We start from the raw sequence: 20,813 nt of genomic DNA on the forward strand, positions 1-20,813 counted from the left end.
CTGATGGCTGTGACGAGTGAACCCCGCGCCCAGGAAGGCGGAGCCGCCCCGCGGCACCGCTCCGCCACGCGTTCGCTCCTGCGACTGTGGCCATATGTGCGCCCGGTGCGGGCGCGGCTGTTCAGCGCGGCAGCCGTGGCGGTCGTCGCCTCCTGTCTGGGGCTGGTCATCCCGCTGGTCCTGAAGTGGATGGTGGACGGGCCGGTGGCGCACCGGGACCCGGGCGGGGTCTGGCTGGGCGGTGCGCTGCTGCTCGCCCTCGGCTCGGCCGAGGCCGCGCTGTTCGGGCTGCGCCGCTGGCTGGTGGGGCGTCCGCTGGCCTCCGTCGAGGCCGCGATGCGCGCCGATCTCTACCGCCATCTCCAGCGGCTGCCGGTCTCCTTCCACGACCGCTGGCCCTCCGGCCAGCTGCTGTCGCGGGCCACGACCGATCTGATGCTGCTGCGGATGTTCCTGGCCTTCCCGCTCACCTTCCTGGTGGTCAACGGGGTCACCATCCTGGCCGGGTTCGCCATTCTGCTGTCGCAGGAGTGGACGCTGGGCCTGGTCCTGGTGGTCCCGGCGGTGCCGCTGGTGATCCTGTGCTCGCTCTTCGAGACGCGGTACGCGACGGTGGCCCGCACCGTGCAGGACCAGACCGGCGATCTGACGACGGTCGTGGAGGAGGGCGTGCTGGGCGTCCGGATCGTCAAGGGCTTCGGCCGCCACCGCAGCCAGGCCCGCGCCTTCCGCGCGCTGTCCGATCAGGTCCGCTCCACCGAGCTGCACAAGGCGCGGCTGCTGGCCACGCTCTGGGCGCTGATCATGACCCTGCCGGAGCTGGCGATCGGCGCGGCGCTGGTGCTCGGCACGGTGCGGGTCGCCGACGGGGATCTGTCGGCGGGCACGCTGGTCGCCTTCCTCTCCACCGCCATGACGCTGCGCTGGCCGGTGGAGTCCCTGGGCTTCCTCCTCGCGATGAGCCAGGACGCGGCCACGGCCACCGACCGCTATTTCGACGTGATGGACGCGGAGCCGGCCACCGCGGCCGACCGGCCCCGGCCCGCGCGGACGCGGGGGCGCGGCGAGGAGGGCGCGAGCGGTAAGGACGACACGGACGGTGAGGACGGCACGGAAGGTGAGGACGGCACCGGCGGCGAGGTCCGCACCGGCGGCAAGGTCCTCACGGGAGGCGAGGTCCGCACGGGCGGCCGGGACGGCCCGGCCAGCAAGTACGGCGCGGGCGGCCGGGACGGCACAAACGGTGAGGGCGCCGCGGACGGGCTCCGGTTCGAGGGGGTGGAGTTCGCCTACGCGGACGCGCCGGCGGAGGAGCCGCCCGTGCTGCGCGGGGTCGATCTCCATATCCGGTCCGGTGAGACCATGGCGCTGGTCGGGGCCACCGGATCCGGGAAGACCACCCTCACCGCCCTTGTCCCCCGGCTCCACGAGGCCACCCGCGGGCGGATCACCGTCGACGGCCGGGACATCACCGCCCTCCCCCGGGAGGAGCTGCGCGCCCTGGTGGCCGTGGCGTTCGAGGAGCCCACGCTGTTCTCCGCCACCGCCGGTGAGAACGTCCTCATGGGCGCCGCCGACGCCGGGCGGGAGGAGCTGCTGCGGGCCCTGAAGGTGGCGCAGGCGGACTTCGTACACGCCCTGCCCGAGGGCACCGGCACCGAGGTCGGCGAGCAGGGGCTCAGCCTGTCCGGAGGCCAGCGGCAGCGGCTCGCGCTGGCGCGGGCCGTCGTGGGCGGCCCCCGGTTCCTGGTGCTCGACGATCCGCTGTCCGCCCTCGATGTGCACACCGAGGCGCTGGTGGAGGCGGCGCTGCGGGAGGTGCTGGCGTCCACGACCGCGCTGGTCGTCGCCCACCGGCCGTCCACCGTGCTGCTCGCCGACCGGGTCGCGCTGCTGTCAGGAGGCCGGATCGCCGCCGTCGGCACCCATCAGCGGCTGCTGTGGGAGAGCGCGGAATACCGGTCGCTGATGTCCGGGCAGGAAGCCGAGGAGGGGGAGAGAAGTCCATGACGACGGTCGAGGAGGAGCGGGAGAGCGCCGACGACTGGGAGAGCTCCGGGGAGTGGAACGGGGACGAGGACCGGGGCCGGGGGACGTCGTCCGACCGGTTCGACCGCGATGTCCTGCCGGTGCCCAAGGGCGCGTCGCTGGCCCTGCTGCGTTCGCTGCTCTCCCCGCGCAGCCGGCGGGTCTGGGTGGCGACCGTTCTGCTGCTGCTCCAGCAGGCCGCCGTCCAGGCGGGTCCGCTGCTCGTCGCGTACGCCATCGACCGTGGCGTGCCCGCCCTCCGCGACGGCTCCCATGGCCCGCTGATCGCCGTCGGCGCGGGCTATCTGGGCTGTGCGCTGGCCTCCGGGGCGTTGCAGTACGCGTTCATCCGCGCCTCCGCCCGGATCAGCCAGGACGTGCTGCTGGATCTGCGCGGCCGGATCTTCCGCCATGCCCAGGCGCTGAGCGTGGACTTCCACGAGCGCTACACCTCCGGCCGGCTGATCTCCCGCGCCACGACGGACGTCGAGTCGCTGCGCGAGCTGCTCACCGAGGGTCTGGAGGAGCTGCTCGGCGTCGCGCTGTCGGTCGTCTACATCTCCATCACGCTGCTGTATCTGGACTGGGGGCTGGGCGGGGCGGCCGTGCTCTCCTTCTGGCCGCTGTATCTGCTGATCCGCTCCTTCCAGCGCCGCTCCATGCGGGTGTACCGCAAGCGGTCGACGGCGATCGCCGCGGTGATCGTGACGTTCACCGAGACCATGAACGGCATCCGTCCCGTGCAGGCGTTCCGCCGCGAGCGCGCGAACGACACGCGCTTCGGCGAGCAGAACCACCGCCATGAGCGCGCCAACGGGGACGCGATCCTGGAGATGGCCCGCTATGTGGTCAGCTCCCGGCTGGTGGCCAACGCCGCGATGGCCGCCATCGTGCTCTGGGGCGCCTACCGGGTGGCCTCCGGTTCGCTCGCGCTGGGGGTGCTCGCCGCGGCCGCGCTGTATCTGCGCAGGCTGTACGACCCGATCGACCGGCTGGGGATGTTCCTCAACTCCTACCAGTCGGCGGCCGCCTCGCTGGAGAAGATCGCGGGCCTGCTGGCCCAGCGCCCCTCCGTCCCCGATCCCGCCGACCCCAAGCCCCTGCCGCCGCGCCCCGCGAAGGCCCCCGGCCGGGAGGTGGTCTTCGACGGGGTGCGCTTCGCCTATCGCACCGGCGGCGAGGTGCTGCCCCGCTTCGACCTCACACTGCCCGCGGGTCAGACGGTCGCCGTGGTCGGGGCGACCGGCGCGGGCAAGTCCACCCTCGCCAAGTTGCTGGCCCGCTTCTACGACCCCAGCGAGGGCCGGGTTCTGCTCGACGGCGTCGATCTGCGCGACCTGGCCACGCCCGAACTGCGGCGCGGTGTGGTCATGGTGACGCAGGAGCCGTTCCTGTTCTCCGGCACCATCGCCGACAACATCTCCATCGGCCGCCCCGACGCCACCCGCGCCGAGATCGAACAGGCGGCCAAGGCGATCGGCGCACATGACTTCATCGCCGCCCTGCCCGACCGCTACGACACGGACGTGCGCAAGCGCGGCGGCCGGATCTCCGCCGGCCAGCGCCAACTGGTCGCCTTCGCCCGCGCGTTGCTCGCCGACCCGTCCGTCCTCATCCTCGACGAGGCCACCTCCTCCCTCGACATCCCGGGCGAACGCGCGGTACAGCGCGCCATGGACACGGTGCTGCGCGGCCGTACGGCGGTCGTCATCGCCCACCGGCTGTCGACCGTGGAGACGGCCGACCGCGTGCTGGTCATGGCCGACGGCCGAATCGTCGAGGACGGCCCACCGGCCCGCCTGATCGCGGGCGAGGGCCGCTTCGCCGCACTGCACCAGGCGTGGCGGGACAGCTTGGTGTGACGGGCGACGGTTCTTCCTTACGGGCGAGGGTTCTTCGTTACGGCCGTTCAGCCGCCGTGGCCATACGAGGCCAGCAGTCCGGCGGCTAGTACCGGGTCCACGACCGGGACGCCCAGCCGCTCCTCCAGGAGTGGGCGGATTCCGATGGTGTTCAGGCCCGTGCAGGCGAGGAGCAGGGTGTCCGCGCCCGACGCGACGAGCCCGGTCGCGGCCTCCAGTACCGCCGCCGGCCCCTCCGGGGCTAGGAGGTCGGTGGTGCGGTGGACGCCGTGGGGGCGGGCGGAAGCGGTGAAGCGGTCGCCGAGCAGGGCGCGCACGGCGGGCGGTGCCTCGTCCCGGATGCCCAGCACCCCGATCCGGCGGCCGAGGCCCAGGGCGACCGCGGCGGCCGCCGACCCCGCCCCGATGACCGGGATGCCCACGGCCCGGCGGGTCTCCTTGAGCGCCGGATCGGCGGCGCAGCTGATGATCAGCGCATGCGCCCCGGCATCCGCCAACTCCCGTGCGAGGTCGACGATTTTGGGCTCGGCGCGGGCCTCGGACTCATCGTCATGGATGCCATGGGGCTGGCCGGGGATGCACCGCGAGACGGTCGGCAGGCCGTAGCGCTCCTCGATGACCTTGCCGTGGGTGGCGACGACCGCGGGGTCCTCGCTGGTGAGGACGCGGATCACCCCGATGGGCCGGGCGTGGGCGGTGGACGAGGACTCGGACATGGTGGACCTCCGGTGGATGAGGCGCCGCGGGGCAGGCGGAGGGTTGCGGGTGGGTGCGCGGAGCGGAAGGGCTGCGTGCCGGTCGGGCCGAGGATGCGGGTGGATGTGCGGAGGGGGCGTGTGGCCGTCATGTCCCGGGGCCGATGGATGCGTGGCGGCGCCGTATGGCCGTCGCGTTCCGGGGCGGGTGGCTGCGTGGCGGCGTCCGTGTGGCCGCCACGTCGTGTGGGCGGGTGGATGGGCGGTGGCAACCGAGGGGTGCCGGACCGCGTGGCCGTCACGCCCAGGTTGCGGGTGGGTGCGCGGCCGCGTGGCCGTCGCGTCCCGGCGGTGGATGCGTGGCGGCGCCGGGCGGCCGTGGTGGTGGGTGGGGGCGCGGTAGCGCCTCGCGTTCGTTAGGCCGAGGCCGCGACCACCTCCGCCGCCATGCGGACCGCGATGGCGCGGGCCAGTAGCACGGGGCGGTCCGCGGACCGCAGGGCGGCCGTGCGCATCTGTTCGGTGTACCCGATGCAGTCCAGGACGAGCCAGGCGCTGCCGCGGTCGGCCAGGGTGCGTGCGGCGGCGGCCACGTCGTCCAGGACACGTTCGGCGGGGCCGTACGGATCGGCTACCGCGGCCTGTACCCGGCCGGGCAGCAGTTCCGACCAGCGCCGGGAGACATCCTCAGCCTGGTCGGGGTGCGGGCAGATGATGCCCACGGGGTCCGTGCCCACGGTCGCGGCGACGGCCTGTTGCACCAGCGGTTCGGCGAACAGCAGGGGCCGCCGGGCCCGTACCGCCGGGAAGCGGCCGGTGCACAGCAGCAGGGTCGCGGCCGCGCCGTCCCGCTCCGCGCGGGCCACCGCGTCCGCGATGCGCGGGACGATCGCCCCGTGCCCCAGCAGCACCGAACGGCCGTCGCGCAGCCGGGAGACCAGCGGTGCCTCGCCGTCCTCGGGGGCCAGCCGACGGCGGGTCGCGGCCTCGGCGTCGCCGTCGAACCGGTCGGCGTCGAGCGCGCCGTGTTCGACCAGGCGCACCCCGGGCAGCAGTGGTTCGGCGTCGGGGCGGAGGTCGGCGCGCGGGGCCTGGCCGATGGTGACCAGGCCGAGGGCCGGGGCGACGCCCGCCGGGGGTGGTTCGGGGGCCACGGTCTCCGTCGTGTCCACAGCGTGCGTGTTCTCGCTCACGGGGCCTCCTTCCTCCTTTCTCACAGGACTCATCAAAGGGCTCCTCACGGGGCCTGCCTCGCGGGGCCCGCTCACGGGGTCTCCCTCACGGGGCCTCCCTCAGGGGCCCGTCTCACAGGGCCCGCCCCACAGGACCTCCCTCACAGGGCCCGCCCCACAGCACGTTCACAGCGCGTTCTCACAGCGCCTTCGTGAGCTGGCCGACGTCGTTGAGGGAGCTTCCGGCGACGAGGCCGGCGCCGACCAGCGACAGGTCGTTCTCGGCCTGCGTGTCCGACTCCTTGCGCGCCTGCGCGTCGGCGATTCCGCGCCGTCGCCACATGGTGTAGAGCTGGCGGGCCACCAGGGCGCCCAGGACCATCCATCCGGCCTGGGGCGTGGCCACCAGGAGTCCGGTGGCCAGCAGGACGCCCATCTGCCGGGAAGGTCCGCCGAGGAACTGGACCAGCGCGCCGGGGATCGCCCACAGCAGCATGGTGGTCATGGTTCCGGGTTCGAGGCCGGTCTTGATGGTGGTGACGTAGACCTCGGCGACCGGCGGCACCTTGCCGTCGGAGAAGAAGGTCTTCCAGGCGACGGCGACGACGACCAGCGCGACGCCGAAGCCGACGAGCTGGGCGAGGTACTGCTGGCGCCGCCCCTCGAGCTCGAAGGCCCGCCAGGGCGTGGCGTCCCGGCGCAGCAGCCAGCCCGCCTTGAAGTCGTAGCCGAGGTCGGCGAAGGCAGGGCCGGTGGAGGCCGTGTAGCCGACCAGCAGGGCGAGCGGGACGGTCGGGATGTGCAGCACCAGACCGATGATCAGGAAGATCAGGGTGACGGCGAAGGCCGGGAACCAGCCGGAGTGCATCGCCGCGAGCCCCACGATCAGCTGGTGGACGATGGCGGCGACACCGGCCAGCAGCACCCAGCCGACCAGGGCGGGCAGCGACAGCCCGCCGACCACGCCGCCCGCGATCGCGACCACGACCGCGCCGCAGACGAAGAGTGCCATGCCCTCCAGCAGTCCCCGCCGCAGCTGAGGGGCCTGGACCGTGGGACCGCCATCGGCCTCGGGGGCGTCGGCGACGCCCTCGGACCGCTCGGCCTGGTCGGCCCCGCCCTTCCGCGTCCGCATCAGCAGCAGCGCCTGGACCAGGGCGACCAGCCCCGCGCCGATCATCAGCCCGTGCGGCACATGGCGTGCGCCCAGGTCAAAGCCGAAGTCGGGGGCGTACTGGCCCACGGTCAGCCCGATGCCGAACATGGCGAGCGCCCAGATGTTGCCCAGGAAGCCCACACCCGCGGCGCTGGTCGGCAGCTTGAACAGCGCGCCGACGAAGCCGACCACCGCGCCCACGCCCAGGATCGCGGCCTTGCGCCCGCCGGTGTCCCCGGCCTTGATGGTCTCGGCCGCAGCGATACCGGCGGGCCAGGACCCGGTGGCGGGCAGCAGCTTGGAGTCGAACACCCGGAACAGCACCCAGCTGTCCACGGCCAGGCCGATGACGGCCCCGCCGAGCATGGGCCACACCAGGTCGTTCCGGCCCAGGGCGAAGGGCACGGCGATCGGGGTGAGCAGGGAGTTGGCCGCGGCGAAGGTGGAGCCGGAGATCGCCGACTGCACCAGGTTCTGCCGGTGCTGGGAGCGCATCCGGGTCAGCACGCCGATGGGGATGCGGCCGATGAGCATCGCCACCAGGGCGCCGATCACCGCGGTGTTGGGGGACACCCCGAGCGAGGTGATCAGCACGATGCCGATCAGCGCGCCGAGGACCGACAGGACGATGGTGAGGACGAGGGTGACGGGTTCGAAGGCTCTGGGGTGCGACCGCGGTGGGGCGTCCGCGGCCTCTGCGGTGGCCTGGGTGTTCGGGTTCATGGGGACTCCTGCGGGGTCCGATGGGGACGGGTCGGTCACCCCGCCGGGGTGAGGGCCTGGAGGTGGGTCATGGGTCCGTACAGCTCGACCAGGCGGGCGAACTCCTCGGGGTCCATGAAGCGGGCGACCCCGCGTCCGAACTCCTTGGCGGTCTCGACGGCGAAGCGGGCCGCGACGGCGATGTCGGTCTCATGGCTGGCGCCGGTGGCACATCCGGCCACCGCCGTGCCCGCCGTGATCGCGAGGCCGACGACGGGGGCGGTGGTGGCGACGGCGGGCTGGAGGATGGAGTTGAGGTGGTGCACCCCGTTGCCGTACGGGGTGATGTCCTGGGTGGTGATCGGCAGGATGTGCGCCGACTCGCCGGTCACGCTCTCCACGACGGACACCAGATCCTCGCTGACCCGCAGGATCCAGCCCTGGCAGACCGTGGGCGACAGGGCGACGCCGCGGTGGTTGAGCAGCCGGTTGCCCTTGGTGGTGTCGATGGAGACCACCGCGTCCATCGCGGGCGAGATCTCCTCGCGGTTGCAGACCAGGGTGTCCACCGGGGAGTCCATGAACGGCACCGGGTCGTGCGGCTGGGTGGGGGCCCAGCCGGAGACGTGGGTGGAGAGCGTGACATCGCCGTCCAGGACGTCGCCGCGGGCGTGCATGTCCAGCAGCTTGGCCGCGGCGGACAGCGCCGCCACCGCCCCGTCGGCGTCCGAGACCAGCCCGATCCGCTCCGGACGGGCCCCGACGCCGCCGAGCCGGCCGAGGACGCCCAGGGTCGGGGCGTCGCCGCCGCTCAGCTTGCCGCGGCGGCCCGGGACGGTGACGGAGACGAAGTCCGTGCTGCCCTTGTCGCCCTCGACCGTGCGCACCTCGATCTCGGGCGCCGTCTGCGGGTCGGCTCCGGCCGCGGCCTGGACCGCGCGCAGATGGTCGGCGAGGAGGGCGCCGCTGGTCTGCGGGCGGTCGAGGAGTTCGATGATGTCAAGGACGTGTTTGAGCACAGTTGGCCTCTCACGGCGGGGTGGTGCGGTCGGTGACGCCGATGGCCCGACCGGACACGAGCGGGGAAGCGGCGCGGGTGGCGGGCACTGCCACCGGGCGCCGGCTTCGCCAGGGTCCGCCCGGCGTCGCGCAGTGCGCAATGTTTTCTCGATATCCGAGAATGTTTACTCTTTCGTCATGGCCGACCAGACCCCCGTAACCGGTGCCCCGCCCCTCCAGACCGCCGACCGTGTCCTGAATGTGCTGCTCTCCTTCGACCGGGAGCGCCCGGAGTGGGGCGTCACCGAGATCGCCGAGGAGTTCGGGCTGGACAAGTCGGTGGCCCAGCGGCTGCTGGCCGCGCTGGCCTACCGGGGCTTCCTGGTCTCCGACAAGCGCTCACGCCGCTACCGGCTGGGCCCCGCGGTATGGCATCTGTCCTGGGTGTGGGAGCGGGGCGGCGGCATGGCCAGCCTGGCCCGGCCCACCCTGGAGACGCTGGCCGAGGCGGTCGGGGTGAACGCGCTGTTCGCGGTCCCGGACGGAGTGCACATGCGCTGCGTGGCGGCGGTGGACGGGGCCACCGGCCCGCTGCGCTACTACGTGCTGGCGGGCGAGCTGTACCCGGCGCACGCCGGGGCCACCTCCCGCGCCTACTTCGGTATGCTCCCGCCCGGTGACCGGGCCGTGCTGCTGTACGGCCGCCCCATGGCGCGCTTCGGCGAGCACACCCTCACCGATCCGGTGCGGCTGGAGGAGCGCTTCTCCGAGGTGCGGCGCGTCGGCTACGCATACTCCGAGGGCGAGTACGATCCGGACACCGCGGCGCTCGCGGCGCCGGTTCTGGTGGGCAGACGTCCGGTGGGCACCCTGACGCTGGCCGCCACGCCAGAGGTGCTGCGTCCGCGCCGGGAGCAGCTGGTCGCGCCGCTGCTTCAGGGTGCCGCCGAACTGGGCAGGGCGCTGACGCCCGCCCGGCTGCGGCGTACCCCGCACCGCGAGCGGCGCTGAGCGGCGCGGCGTTCCGCCGTTCCCGCCCCGCGTCCCCGCGCGACCCAGTCGGCCCCACAGCCCTCGAACCCTTCCAGCCCCTTCCAGCCCCTTCAGCCCCTCGGTTCCTCCCCAGAAAGGCCCCCTCATGCAGTTGCTGCTGCTGTCGAACTCCGCCGCGCCCGGCCGTGGCTATCTGGAGCACGCCCGCGAGGAGATCGCCTCGGCGCTGGACGGTGCGCGCCGGCTCGTCTTCGTGCCTTACGCGCTGGCCGACCACGACGGCTACACCGCCCAGGTGGCCTCGGCCCTGGAGCCGCTGGGCGTGGAGGTCACCGGTGCGCACACCGCCGACGATCCGGCGGAGCTGGTGCGCGGGGCGCAGGCGGTGTTCGTCGGCGGCGGCAACAGCTTCCGGCTGCTCAAGGCGTTGCACGAGCGCGATCTTGTCCGGTCGATACGGGAACGGGTGGCCGCGGGCGCGGTCTACATGGGCTCCAGCGCGGGCACCAACATGGCCTGCCCGACCCTGCGCACCACCAATGACATGCCCATCGTCCAGCCGCCCACCTTCGAGGCGCTGGGCCTGCTGCCGTTCCAGATCAACCCGCACTACCTCGACGCCAAGCCGGACACCGCGCATATGGGCGAGAGCCGGGCCCAGCGGCTCGAGCAGCTCCTGGAGGAGAACGACGTCCCCGTGGTGGGACTGCGCGAGGGCACCTGGCTGCGCCGGGACGCGGAGCGGCTGACGCTGGGCGGCATCGACGCCGGGGCGATCCTCTTCCGCAGGGGCGAGGACCCGGCCGAGCTGCGACCGGGCGCCGATCTGAGCGCACTGCTGCGTGAGGAGCCGCGCTTCGACTCCGCGGTGCGCTGACGGCAGAGCTCTCTCGTCTCACGCGTCCCAGCAGCGAACTGGCCACCCAGCGCACGGTCAACGCCGTGCGCATTGCCGAAATTGACTGTAAATCACCGTCATGTGAACACGGCACACCTGTCAACGGACGCTTTCCGGACAACTTCTTGTCGCGATCCTGACAGGTCGAGTCCATTGGTGCCACTCTTCCCTCGGCCGAGGCGCAGCAGTTCCCCAGCGTGAAGCTACGCCCGAAGCCAAATCCCCCCACGCCCCCCGGTCGCACCGCGGCCGCACCCAGTCGTTCGTCCGCGGCCGGGCGCACCCGGTGACACCGGAAAACGCACGCGTTCTGCCCTGCCCTGCCCGGACGGCGACCCAGCCGCCCGGTCGTCCCGGCCGTGCCACCGCGCGGCCAGCGCAGAAGGAGTCAGCGTGAGACGACCCCTCCCCCAACCGCATCTCAGACCCGGCAGCCAGAGACCCGGTCGCACCCCAGGTCATCGCGCCATCGCGACCGGTGCGCTGGTCGTCGCGGCGGCGATGATCGGCGTCGGCTTCCAGAGCGGGACCGCCGCCGCCCGCCAGGACGGCTCCGCCGACCGCCCCGCCGCCCGCACGATTTCCGGCGCCCCCGACCCCGGCGCCCTCCCCGCCGAGCTGTCCCCCGCCCAGCGCGCCGAGTTGATCCGCAAGGCCGACGCCGCCAAGGGCGAGGCCGCCGAGGACCTCGGGCTCGGGGCCAAGGAGAAGCTGGTCGTCAAGGACGTCATCAAGGACGCCGACGGCACCACCCACACCCGCTATGAGCGCACCTACGCCGGACTCCCCGTCCTCGGCGGCGATCTGGTCGTCGACCGGTCGAAGAGCGGTGCGCCGCTGACCGTCGCCAAGGCCAGCAAGGCCCGGCTGACGGTGCCGACCACCACCGCCGCCGTCGCGCCCGCCACCGCCGAGAAGGCCGCGGTGAAGGCGGCGAACGCGCAGGGTTCGCGGAAGACCTCGGCCGAGCGGGCGCCCCGCAAGGTGATCTGGGCCGCCAAGGGCACGCCGGCCCTCGCCTATGAGACGGTCGTCGGCGGCCTCCAGGAGGACGGCACCCCGAACGAGCTGCACGTCATCACCGACGCCGCCACCGGCAAGAAGCTGTTCGAGTTCCAGGGCGTCAAGACGGGCACCGGGAACAGCCAGTACAGCGGCCAGGTGACACTCGGCACCTCGGGCAGCGCGGGCTCGTACAACCTCACCGACTCCGGTCGCGGCGACCACAAGACGTACAACCTCAACCGCTCCACCTCGGGCACCGGCACGCTCTTCACCGACGCCGACGACGTCTGGGGCAACGGCTCCACCTCCGACGCCGCGACCGCGGGTGTGGACGCGCACTACGGCGCCGCCGAGACCTGGGACTACTACAAGAACGTCCATGGCCGCACCGGCATCAGGGGCGACGGTGTGGGGGCGTACTCCCGGGTCCACTACAGCAGCGGCTATGTCAACGCCTTCTGGCAGGACGCCTGCTTCTGCATGACCTATGGCGACGGCTCGGGCAACGCCAAGCCGCTGACCTCCCTCGATGTCGCGGCGCACGAAATGAGCCACGGCGTCACCTCGGCCACCGCGAACCTCACCTACAGCGGTGAGTCCGGCGGGCTCAACGAGGCCACCTCCGACATCTTCGCCGCCGCCGTCGAGTTCTACGCCGGCAACGCCAACGACCCCGGTGACTACCTCGTCGGCGAGAAGATCGACATCAATGGCAACGGCACCCCGCTGCGCTACATGGACAAGCCCAGCAAGGACGGGGCCTCCAAGGACAACTGGTACTCCGGTGTCGGCAATGTGGACGTCCACTACTCGTCCGGCATCGCCAACCACTTCTTCTACCTGCTCTCCGAGGGCAGCGGCACCAAGGTCATCAACGGTGTGAGCTACGACAGCCCGACGTATGACAACCTCCCGGTCACCGGCATCGGCCGGGACAACGCCGAGCAGATCTGGTTCAAGGCGCTGAGCCAGCGGATGACCTCGAGCACCAACTACGCGGGCGCCCGCGACGCCACGCTGTGGGCGGCGGGCGAGCTGTTCGGCCAGGGCAGCGCGCAGTACAACGCGGTGGCCAACGCCTGGGCCGGGGTCAATGTCGGCAGCCGGATCGCCGACGGCGTCACCGTCACCCCGCCCGGCGACCAGACCAGCATCGTCAACCAGGCCACCAGCCTCCAGATCACCGCGACCAGCTCCAACCCGGGCGCGCTCGGCTACGCGGCCGACGGGCTGCCCGCGGGCCTGTCCATCGACTCCACCACCGGCCTGATCTCCGGCACCCCGACCACCGTCGGATCCAGCCCGGTGACGGTCACGGTGACCGACTCGGCCGGCGAGACCGGCACGGCGTCCTTCACCTGGGTGGTGAACACCAGCGGCGGCAATGTCTTCGAGAACACCGCGGACATCGCCATCCCGGACGCGGGTGAGCCGATCACCTCACCGATCACGGTGAGCCGGGCCGGCAACGCGCCCGCCAACCTCCAGGTGGGCGTGGACATCGTGCACACCTACCGCGGCGACCTGGTGATCGACCTGATCGCCCCGGACGGTACGGCCTACCTGCTCAAGAGCGCGAGCCTCTTCGACTCGGCGGACGACGTGCGGACCACGTACACCGTGGACGCGTCCTCCGAAACCGCGGTCGGCACCTGGAAGCTGAGGGTCCAGGACCTGTACGCACAGGACACCGGCTACATCAACAGCTGGAAGCTGACCTTCTGACGGAGCGGTAACGCTCTCACCGGACAGGCGCCGCCAGGGGTCGACCCGACTCCCCCTGGCGGCGCCTCTTTTGGTGCCTTATTCACGCTTCCAGCTGTCCGGAATCCGAAGGTTGATCAGCATTCAACGAACATTTTCCCTTCAACCTGCCATGAAACCCGTGACATGTCCCGGACTTGTATGACAGTCTGCCCACGCATTACGCATCTGCACCTCTTGTTCAACACCGGGCCGCACTTCCCCGCTGCCCGGCGTTGACCCCCCACAGCAACGAGGAGTCCGCGTGAGCAAGACCTTCAGCATGCCCATATCCGGTGCCGGCAAGCGGCGTTCGGCGATCGCGGCCGGTACCGTGGTCGCCGCGGCGGCCCTGCTCGTCTCGGGACTGACCACCGGCACCGCCGGTGCCGCCCCGAGCGCCAAGTCCGGGGCCCAGCCCACGGCGCTCTCCGCCTCGGCCCGTGCCGAGCTGCTCCGCGAGGCCAACGCGACCAAGGTGGACACCGCCTCGTCGCTCGGCCTCGGAGCCAAGGAGAAGCTGGTCGTCAAGGACGTCATCAAGGACGCCGACGGCACCACCCACACCCGCTACGACCGCACCTACGACGGCCTGCCCGTCCTCGGTGGCGATCTGATCGTCCACCGTGCCAAGGGCGGTGACGTCAAGGGCGTCACCAAGGCCACCAAGGCCACCGTCAAGGTCGCCTCCACCACCGCCGGGATCGCCCCGACCACCGCGGCGAAGGCCGCCGTCAAGCTGGCCAAGGCCGACGACACCACCCAGGCGGCGGCCGACCAGGCCCCGCGCAAGGTGATCTGGGCCGCCGACGGCAAGCCCGTGCTCGCCTACGAGACCGTCGTCGGCGGGGTGCAGAAGGACGGCACCCCGAACGAGCTGCACGTCATCACCGACGCCGCCACCGGCAAGAAGCTCTTCGAGCGCCAGGGCATCGAGACCGGCAAGGGCGAGAGCGAGTACAGCGGCTCGGTGGAGCTCGGCACCAGCAAGGAAGGCAGCGGTTACACCCTGACCGACGCCGACCGCGGCGGCCACAAGACCACCAACCTGGAGAACGGGGAGAGCGGCGAGGGCAAGGCGTTCACCGACGACGACGACAACTGGGGCACCGGCAAGCCGGACGACCCCCAGACCGCCGCCGTCGACGCCCACTACGGCGCCGCCGTCACCTGGGACTACTACAAGAACGTGCACGGCCGCAACGGCATCGCCGACGACGGCAAGGGCGCCTACTCCCGCGTGCACTACGGCGACAGCTACGTCAACGCCTTCTGGGACGACAGCTGCTTCTGCATGACCTACGGCGACGGCGAGGGCAACAAGGCCCCGCTGACCGCGATCGACGTGGCGGCGCACGAGATGAGCCACGGCGTCACCTCCGCGACCGCGGGCCTGGAGTACAGCGGCGAGTCGGGCGGCCTGAACGAGGCCACCTCCGACATCTTCGGCACCTCCGTGGAGTTCAGCGCCGACAATTCCACCGACGTCGGTGACTACCTCATCGGCGAGGAGATCGACATCAACGGTGACGGCAGCCCGCTGCGCTACATGGACAAGCCGAGCAAGGACGGCCAGTCCGCGGACGAGTGGTCCGACGGCGTGGGCGACATGGATGTGCACTACTCCTCCGGCGTCGCCAACCACTTCTTCTACCTGCTGTCCGAGGGCAGCGGCGCGAAGGAGATCAACGGTGTGAAGTACGACAGCCCGACCTCCGACGGCTCCAAGGTCGAGGGCATCGGGCGGGACAAGGCCGAGAAGATCTGGTACAAGGCCCTGACCACGTACATGACCTCCAACACCGACTACCACGCCGCCCGTGAGGCCACGCAGAAGGCCGCCACGGACCTCTTCGGCGCCGACAGCGCCGAGGCCAAGGGCGTGGACGCCGCCTGGGCCGGGGTCAACGTCAAGTAAAACCAGCTGAGTTACCGCACGACACCACGCCGGTGCCCGGGGTCCGAGACCCCGGGCACCGGTATGTTTTATCCACGGCAAAGCGACATCTTTGTCGCGTTGGGCGGAGCTTCGCCCAACTCCCCATCACAACTGGAGATACGCGTGGATTCACGTTCGACGTCAGCGATATCCGGCATATCCCGTCTCAGACACTCGCGTACCGCCCTCGCCGCCGGAGCGGCGACCCTGGCCGCCTCCCTGCTCGCCGCCGGCGCCACCGCCGGATCCGCGAACGCGGCAGCTCCTCCGGCCCCTTCGGCCAGCGCCTCGGGCGCCTCCGCCGTCTCCCTCTCCCCCTCGGCCCGCGCCGAGTTGCTGCGCGAGGCGGGGGCGACCACGGTCTCCACCGCGAAGTCGCTGAGGCTCGGGGCCGAGGAGAAGCTGATCGTCAAGGATGTCGTGAAGGACGCCGACGGCACCACCCACACCCGCTACGAGCGCACCTACGCCGGACTCCCCGTCCTCGGCGGCGACCTGATCGTCCATGAGTCCGCGAGCGGCGCCTCCCGGAGTGTCGACAAGGCGACCGACGCCGATATCGAGGTCACCGACACCAGCGCCGCCATCGCCCCCTCCGGCGCCGAGCGGTCCGCGCTGAGCGCCGCGCAGGCCGCGGGCGACAGGAAGACCGGCGCCGAGGACGCCCCGCGCAAGGTGATCTGGGCCGCCACCGGCAAGCCCGTGCTCGCCTACGAGACCGTCGTCACCGGGGTGCGGAAGGACGGTACGCCCAGCAAGCTGCACGTCATCACCGACGCCGACAGCGGCCGGAAGCTGTACGAGTTCCAGGCCGTCCAGAACGGCACCGGCACCGGTCAGCACAACGGCAAGGTCACCGTCGGCAGCGTCAGGAGCGGCAGCCAGTGGCTGCTGAAGGACTCCGCGCGCGGCGGCCACCGGACGTACAACCTCAAGCACTCGTGGGACGAGACCAAGAAGGGGTCGGCGTTCTACGACGCCGACAACGTCTGGGGCAACGGCAAGCCCACCATCGCCCAGACCGCCGCCGTGGACGCCCACTACGGCGCCGCCATGACCTGGGACTACTACAAGAAGGTCCTCGGCCGGAACGGCATCAAGGGCAACGGCAAGGCCGCGTACTCCCGGGTCCACTTCGGCGACGCGTACGAGAACGCCTTCTGGGACGACGACTGCTTCTGCATGACCTACGGCGACGGCGCGGGCAACAAGAAGCCCCTCACCTCGCTCGACGTCGCGGGCCACGAGATGAGCCACGGGCTCACCTCGGCCACCGCCAACCTGGAGTACAGCGGCGAGTCCGGCGGGCTCAACGAGGCGACCTCCGACATCTTCGGCACCGCCGTGGAGTTCTACGCCAAGAACGCCAAGGACCCCGGTGACTACCTCATCGGCGAGAAGATCGACATCAATGGCGACGGCACTCCGCTGCGCTACATGGACAAGCCCAGCAAGGACGGTCTGTCCTACGACTACTGGAAGAGCGGTGTGGGCAACGACGACCCGCACTTCACCTCCGGTATCGCCAACCACTTCTTCTACCTGCTGTCCGAGGGCAGCGGCCGTAAGGTCATCGGCGGGGTGACCTACAACAGCCCGACCAAGGACGGCCGCACGGTCAAGGGCATCGGCCGCGCCAAGGCCGAGAAGATCTGGTACAAGGCCCTGACCTCGTACATGACTTCGACCACCAACTACGCCAAGGCCCGCACCGCGACCCTCAAGGCCGCGAAGGCCCTGTACGGCGCGAGCAGCGCCGAGTACAAGGCGGTCGACAACGCCTGGGGCGGCGTCAACGTGAAGTGACCCCGTCCGGCTGGGTGGGCGGGTCCGTACCCGCCCACCCGGCCGGGCGCGCTCTCCGCCGGGGCTCTGCCGCCGACCTACCGCCGGCCTACCGCCCGCCGGCCGCCAGCTGACACGCCCGCTGGTTCTCCGCGGCGGAGCAGGGCAGATGACCGTGCTGCTCGATGAGGTTCCGCCCGGTGTCCCCGGCCAGATAGTCGAGGAACTTCGAGGTCAGGGAGTTCGGGGGCGGAGCGGTGTAGGTATACGCGTACTCCGGCTCCCAGAAGGAGTACGTCCGCTCCCGCACCGCGTCGATGGAGGGCTTGCGTCCCTCCACGGCCAACAGATGGAGATGCCCCTGCCGGGCGCTCTCCTCCGCGGAGTGCAGTTCGGCATAGCCGATCGCGCCGGGGGTGGCCGCCACCGTCTTCAACACCTCACTCGTGCTGTCGAGTTCACAGCGGATGACACGGTCCCTGTCGAACTTCGGGGTCCGGCAGTTGTCGGAGGTCCGGAAGATCTCATTGCCGTGCAGCACCCGGTTCTCGAACACCCCGCGCGTCCCGGACTTCGCGTCCCGGCTCACCAGCCGTACCGGCAGATCGGGACCGCCGGACAGCTGATTCCAATTGGTGATCCGGCCCGAATAAAGGTCGCGGAGATCCTGGAGCGAGAGATCCGTGACCCGGACGTCCTTGTTCACCACCACGCTGAAGACGGACAGCGCCACCAGATGCTCCTTGAGCTTGGGGTTCCCATCCCCGTCCGGGCCGTCGGAGAAGGCGACATACGACGGGAATCCGCCCTTCGCCGCCTCCCCCTCGTCGATCAGTGTCTTCGTGCCGCGCCCGCTGCCCTGCGCCTCCACGGTGACCACGGCACCACGGCAGTCGCCCTGATACGCCTTGCCCACATCCTGGGACACCGGCTTGAACGCGGTCGAGCCGACAATCGTCAGATTTCCCTCGGCACATCCACGCGGCAGCGGATCGTCCCGCAACAGCTGCGTACCGAACGGCTGGAGAATCAGCAGGGCCAGCAGACTGCCGATGAGCCCGAGCATCCGATTGCTGGGCCGCCGGAACTTCTCATTGTTCCGGATCTTGCCTTCCCGGATCCGCCCGCCCACATGCGGCGGCTTATCGGTCCCGGCCCCCGTCAGCAGCACCAGCAGCTTGAAGTGATCCCCCTTGTTCAGCGGCACCCGGGGCAGCGAGATCTCATTGCCCGCACAGACCAGACCGGGGTTCGCCGGGGTTCCGCGCTGCGGAAGGTGCCGCAGCAGATCAGGATGGCTGGGCTCGGTGACCGCCACATCCCGCACGGTGCGATTGGGGAAGGTCGCGGTCAGCCCGCGGTGATTCGTCGCCGGGGCCGTGATGTAGTCATCGGCGTCGATGCTCCGGAACCCGTCGTTCTCGATCCGCAGCAGGACGAGCGAGGCCCCGGCCAGATCCGGGGTGTTCTCCAGCATCCGCAACCGCTGATGAATCGGCCCGTCCTGGGTACTGTCATCTATCAGCGTGTCCATCTGCACGCGATAGCCGATACGCTTCCGGCCCGGAATCAGCCGCTCGTACGACAGTCCTCCGACCGTCACCACGACACCGAGAAGCGCCAGCAGATTCTCGGGCGCGGTCAACTGCTCCAGCCACTTCATGGTTGCCCCCCGTGCATGCAATGGCTTCAGGGGGGCGAATGTACGCTCCGAGATCGCTTAAGTGGCCGGTGTGGCCCACCTCTCATCCAATGTTCGTCCCGCGTTCAACCACGACCTTCGCAGGGGCGCGAGCGGAGGCACGGCGGCGCCGTGCGACCAACCTCGGTCTGCCGCACGGCGCCGCGACCTCATGCGCGGTCAGAGGTCTTCAGGCAAAGGCAGGCGGAGGATCGGGTCGAAGGGACGCTTCTGGAAACCGGTCCGTAGATTGCGGCAGTTCGGCGCCTTGCACATGAAGATGTCCTCGACGCTCTTCCGGTGCGTCTCGTTCTTCACCCAAGCCTTCTCGGCGGCAGTGAGACGACGATGCGGCTCGTCAGTTCCACAGGGGCAGCAGTACATCTTCTGGTCTCGCACAACACCTCCCGAAACGGTCGGATAGCCAACCTTGAAGCCTAGGAGCCGCGTTGGGGAACGGACAGTACCCAACCGGACAACTCACCCCGCCCCGGCGCGCGGCTCACGCCCCGGAGAGGGGTCCCGAGGCAGGCGCGGGACCATCCCGGCCAGTGGCCGGGGTGTCCCGGCCCCCATGACCCACGGCGGAAACGGGATGACATGCACGACGAGAGCACCTATCGCCATCGGCCACGCCGACGCCTCGCCCCCTTGCGGGCGAGCGGGCTCGTCGGGGTCGTGCTGCTCGGCGTGGCCACACTGGGAAGTTGCTCGTCGTCGCCTCCCGGGCTGGTCGAGAGTGCCGACAAAAAGTGCGACACCATCACCGACCGGTTCACCGGGGACCTGGCCTACGGCCAGGGACTCGGCCCGGACGACCTGACGAAGATCCAGAAGCGGAACGCTCTGATCAGAGACCTGCGGAAGGACATCAAAGAGCTACCCCAACCCGATTCCGCATCCGACCGAGCCGCGTTGAACACCTGGCTGGGCAAGCTGGACGCATACGCGAAAGAGCTGTACACGATGCACAGCACCATCCAGAACCTCAAGCCCGGCATGGACCTGCTACTCGCCCTGACCGCCAACATCGTCAAGGACAGCGCGGAGGAGACCGGGGCGGCAGCCAAGAAGGCCGGTTTGCACAGCTGCGCACACGTCAAACGGTGGGAGTACCTGTCACCGGGTTGATCCCTTCGGCAGTGCCGACGGGGCAGGGAATCTCGGGGCGCAGACGGTGCGGACTGCACGCGATGAGGCACACGGACAGGAATCTCCGTCCCGTGAGATACCAGCCGCCGACCACATCCTCACCGCTCGCCACCCGTTCGACCACGCGACGGGTCGCATCGACGAGCCGAGTAGTGTCCCGGTCGCGTTCCGAAGCGAACGCCGCTGCGGAAGCCCGCACTCGCCGCCAGAACCATGCCGCTGCCTGCTCCGCATCGCTCCAGGTCCCCTGGATGAAGGCGGTCGGCTTGAGCAGCCAGTGAGCGCATTCCAGGGGAACAACCCCACTAGATCTGAACTCCGGGTGAAGGGGACGCCGGGGACCGTCCTTGAACAACTCATGTGCGGACCCGAGCCAGGTGTAGCCGTGATGGTGCATGTGCCCGCTTTCCTCAGGAGAAGCGGCCCCCACGAGGCGCGAGGGCCGCCCGTCTACGTCACGCGACTACTGCCGACCGCAGCCGTCACCGTCACCGCATCCGCCCTGCTGACCGTCCTCGGTCGGCCCGTCGTCCTCCGGGTCCTGTCGGACGACGTCCTTGAATCCGCGTAAGCGCATCGGGAAGATTCCCTTCGGTGCTGTCAGCGCGGGGACTTTCCTCGCGCCGTCGTGCACATGCACCCGTTCCGCGCTGGGCTCGACCTGCCAGGGCTCCGGTCCAGCCGGGACGGGGGTCTCAGGGACGGCTCACCGAGGGGCGGCCTTCTTGGTCTGCTCTTCCAGAGCGGCACGCATGAGGATTTCCGCGAGCCGATTCGCGCTGTCGCGCGGAATACGTCCCAGGGCGACCATCGGATGTCCCGAGACCGTCACCTCGCCTCGCAGAACCGGCCAGAACAGGGCCTCGTCCTTTTCGCCGTGGGGCATGGCTACGTCCGGAGTGAAGCCGAGACAGCCCAGTGCCTCGCGCAGCAGTTCGGCGACCGGCCTTCCGTCTTCTTCGGCCGCTCGGTGACGCTCGGAACGCATGGCATCGATGCTTCT

16 protein-coding genes are annotated in these 20,813 nt (G+C 70.7%); 8 read left to right on the forward strand and 8 right to left on the reverse strand.

Annotated elements, in window-relative coordinates:
* Positions 1–3 precede the first annotated feature (3 nt).
* A complete protein-coding gene (locus AB0E24_RS00705; RefSeq protein WP_359374083.1) occupies positions 4–2,010 on the forward strand; it encodes an ABC transporter ATP-binding protein in 2,007 nt (668 codons plus the stop codon).
* Positions 2,007–3,890 (forward strand): ABC transporter ATP-binding protein, encoded by a 1,884-nt coding sequence (locus tag AB0E24_RS00710; RefSeq protein WP_099015022.1) that lies wholly within the window; start codon positions 2,007–2,009, stop codon positions 3,888–3,890. The genes AB0E24_RS00705 and AB0E24_RS00710 overlap by 4 nt, the downstream gene beginning before the upstream one ends.
* A gap of 47 nt (positions 3,891–3,937) precedes the next feature.
* Here the strand turns inward: AB0E24_RS00710 and AB0E24_RS00715 are convergent, their stop codons facing one another.
* From AB0E24_RS00715 to AB0E24_RS00730, 4 genes are all read right to left on the reverse strand, one after another.
* Complete coding sequence (locus AB0E24_RS00715) at positions 3,938–4,606, reverse strand: aspartate/glutamate racemase family protein (protein ID WP_359374087.1); 669 nt, start codon at positions 4,604–4,606, stop codon at positions 3,938–3,940.
* A 395-nt stretch (positions 4,607–5,001) separates the two neighbouring features.
* Positions 5,002–5,778 carry an AroM family protein gene (locus AB0E24_RS00720; RefSeq protein ID WP_272482325.1) on the reverse strand — a complete coding sequence of 259 codons (777 nt, stop codon included), beginning with the start codon at positions 5,776–5,778 and terminating at the stop codon, positions 5,002–5,004.
* Between the two features lie 178 nt (positions 5,779–5,956).
* On the reverse strand, positions 5,957–7,636 hold the full coding sequence (locus AB0E24_RS00725; RefSeq protein WP_079259058.1) for an OPT family oligopeptide transporter: 1,680 nt from the start codon (positions 7,634–7,636) through the stop codon (positions 5,957–5,959).
* A gap of 35 nt (positions 7,637–7,671) precedes the next feature.
* Positions 7,672–8,634: a DUF1177 domain-containing protein gene (locus AB0E24_RS00730; protein WP_069866658.1), complete on the reverse strand. Its 963-nt coding sequence runs from the start codon at positions 8,632–8,634 to the stop codon at positions 7,672–7,674.
* 178 nt (positions 8,635–8,812) lie between these two features.
* Between AB0E24_RS00730 and AB0E24_RS00735 the strand changes: the two genes are divergently transcribed.
* From AB0E24_RS00735 to AB0E24_RS00755, 5 genes are all read left to right on the forward strand, one after another.
* Positions 8,813–9,625, forward strand: a complete 813-nt coding sequence (locus AB0E24_RS00735; protein WP_079259057.1) for an IclR family transcriptional regulator — start codon at positions 8,813–8,815, stop codon at positions 9,623–9,625.
* A gap of 127 nt (positions 9,626–9,752) precedes the next feature.
* The gene (gene pepE / locus AB0E24_RS00740; protein WP_359374093.1) at positions 9,753–10,484 is read left to right on the forward strand and encodes a dipeptidase PepE; all 732 of its coding nucleotides are present in this window, start codon (positions 9,753–9,755) and stop codon (positions 10,482–10,484) included.
* A 522-nt stretch (positions 10,485–11,006) separates the two neighbouring features.
* Positions 11,007–13,235: a M4 family metallopeptidase gene (locus tag AB0E24_RS00745; RefSeq protein WP_283888736.1), complete on the forward strand. Its 2,229-nt coding sequence runs from the start codon at positions 11,007–11,009 to the stop codon at positions 13,233–13,235.
* Between the two features lie 301 nt (positions 13,236–13,536).
* Positions 13,537–15,171: a M4 family metallopeptidase gene (locus AB0E24_RS00750; protein WP_069866917.1), complete on the forward strand. Its 1,635-nt coding sequence runs from the start codon at positions 13,537–13,539 to the stop codon at positions 15,169–15,171.
* Between the two features lie 144 nt (positions 15,172–15,315).
* Entirely contained in the window at positions 15,316–16,998 is a 1,683-nt protein-coding gene (locus AB0E24_RS00755; RefSeq protein ID WP_359374096.1) for a M4 family metallopeptidase, read from the forward strand.
* 88 nt (positions 16,999–17,086) lie between these two features.
* Here AB0E24_RS00755 and AB0E24_RS00760 read toward each other — a convergent pair whose 3' ends face one another.
* Both AB0E24_RS00760 and AB0E24_RS00765 read right to left on the reverse strand, forming a co-directional pair.
* A complete protein-coding gene (locus AB0E24_RS00760) occupies positions 17,087–18,640 on the reverse strand; it encodes a phosphate ABC transporter substrate-binding protein (protein WP_359374099.1) in 1,554 nt (517 codons plus the stop codon).
* Positions 18,641–18,838: 198 nt separating this feature from the next.
* Positions 18,839–18,976 carry a hypothetical protein gene (locus AB0E24_RS00765; protein WP_285903937.1) on the reverse strand — a complete coding sequence of 46 codons (138 nt, stop codon included), beginning with the start codon at positions 18,974–18,976 and terminating at the stop codon, positions 18,839–18,841.
* A 282-nt stretch (positions 18,977–19,258) separates the two neighbouring features.
* On the opposite strand from AB0E24_RS00765, the gene AB0E24_RS00770 reads away from it, so the two are divergent.
* A complete protein-coding gene (locus tag AB0E24_RS00770; protein ID WP_359374103.1) occupies positions 19,259–19,789 on the forward strand; it encodes a hypothetical protein in 531 nt (176 codons plus the stop codon).
* Here the strand turns inward: AB0E24_RS00770 and AB0E24_RS00775 are convergent.
* Positions 19,758–20,207, reverse strand: coding sequence for a hypothetical protein (locus AB0E24_RS00775; protein ID WP_359374106.1), 450 nt, complete (start codon positions 20,205–20,207; stop codon positions 19,758–19,760). The two genes, AB0E24_RS00770 and AB0E24_RS00775, sit on opposite strands and share 32 nt — an antisense overlap.
* Positions 20,208–20,516: 309 nt before the next feature.
* Positions 20,517–20,798, reverse strand: coding sequence for a hypothetical protein (locus AB0E24_RS00780; protein WP_069866673.1), 282 nt, complete (start codon positions 20,796–20,798; stop codon positions 20,517–20,519).
* Between the last annotated feature and the right edge of the window lie 15 nt (positions 20,799–20,813).

The sequence above is a fragment of the Streptomyces malaysiensis subsp. malaysiensis genome (assembly GCF_040653035.1).
In the GTDB taxonomy this organism is placed as follows: Bacteria; Actinomycetota; Actinomycetes; order Streptomycetales; family Streptomycetaceae; genus Streptomyces; species Streptomyces malaysiensis.

Coding starts and splice junctions, on each gene's coding strand:
- AB0E24_RS00705 (WP_359374083.1), top strand. CDS start 4: ATGGCTGTGACGAGTGAACCCCGCGCCCAGGAAGGCGGAGCCGCCCCG.
- AB0E24_RS00710 (WP_099015022.1), top strand. CDS start 2,007: ATGACGACGGTCGAGGAGGAGCGGGAGAGCGCCGACGACTGGGAGAGC.
- AB0E24_RS00715 (WP_359374087.1), bottom strand. CDS start 4,606: ATGTCCGAGTCCTCGTCCACCGCCCACGCCCGGCCCATCGGGGTGATC.
- AB0E24_RS00725 (WP_079259058.1), bottom strand. CDS start 7,636: ATGAACCCGAACACCCAGGCCACCGCAGAGGCCGCGGACGCCCCACCG.
- AB0E24_RS00735 (WP_079259057.1), top strand. CDS start 8,813: ATGGCCGACCAGACCCCCGTAACCGGTGCCCCGCCCCTCCAGACCGCC.
- pepE (WP_359374093.1), top strand. CDS start 9,753: ATGCAGTTGCTGCTGCTGTCGAACTCCGCCGCGCCCGGCCGTGGCTAT.
- AB0E24_RS00745 (WP_283888736.1), top strand. CDS start 11,007: ATGATCGGCGTCGGCTTCCAGAGCGGGACCGCCGCCGCCCGCCAGGAC.
- AB0E24_RS00750 (WP_069866917.1), top strand. CDS start 13,537: ATGCCCATATCCGGTGCCGGCAAGCGGCGTTCGGCGATCGCGGCCGGT.
- AB0E24_RS00760 (WP_359374099.1), bottom strand. CDS start 18,640: ATGAAGTGGCTGGAGCAGTTGACCGCGCCCGAGAATCTGCTGGCGCTT.
- AB0E24_RS00770 (WP_359374103.1), top strand. CDS start 19,259: ATGCACGACGAGAGCACCTATCGCCATCGGCCACGCCGACGCCTCGCC.
- AB0E24_RS00775 (WP_359374106.1), bottom strand. CDS start 20,207: ATGCACCATCACGGCTACACCTGGCTCGGGTCCGCACATGAGTTGTTC.
- AB0E24_RS00780 (WP_069866673.1), bottom strand. CDS start 20,798: ATGCGTTCCGAGCGTCACCGAGCGGCCGAAGAAGACGGAAGGCCGGTC.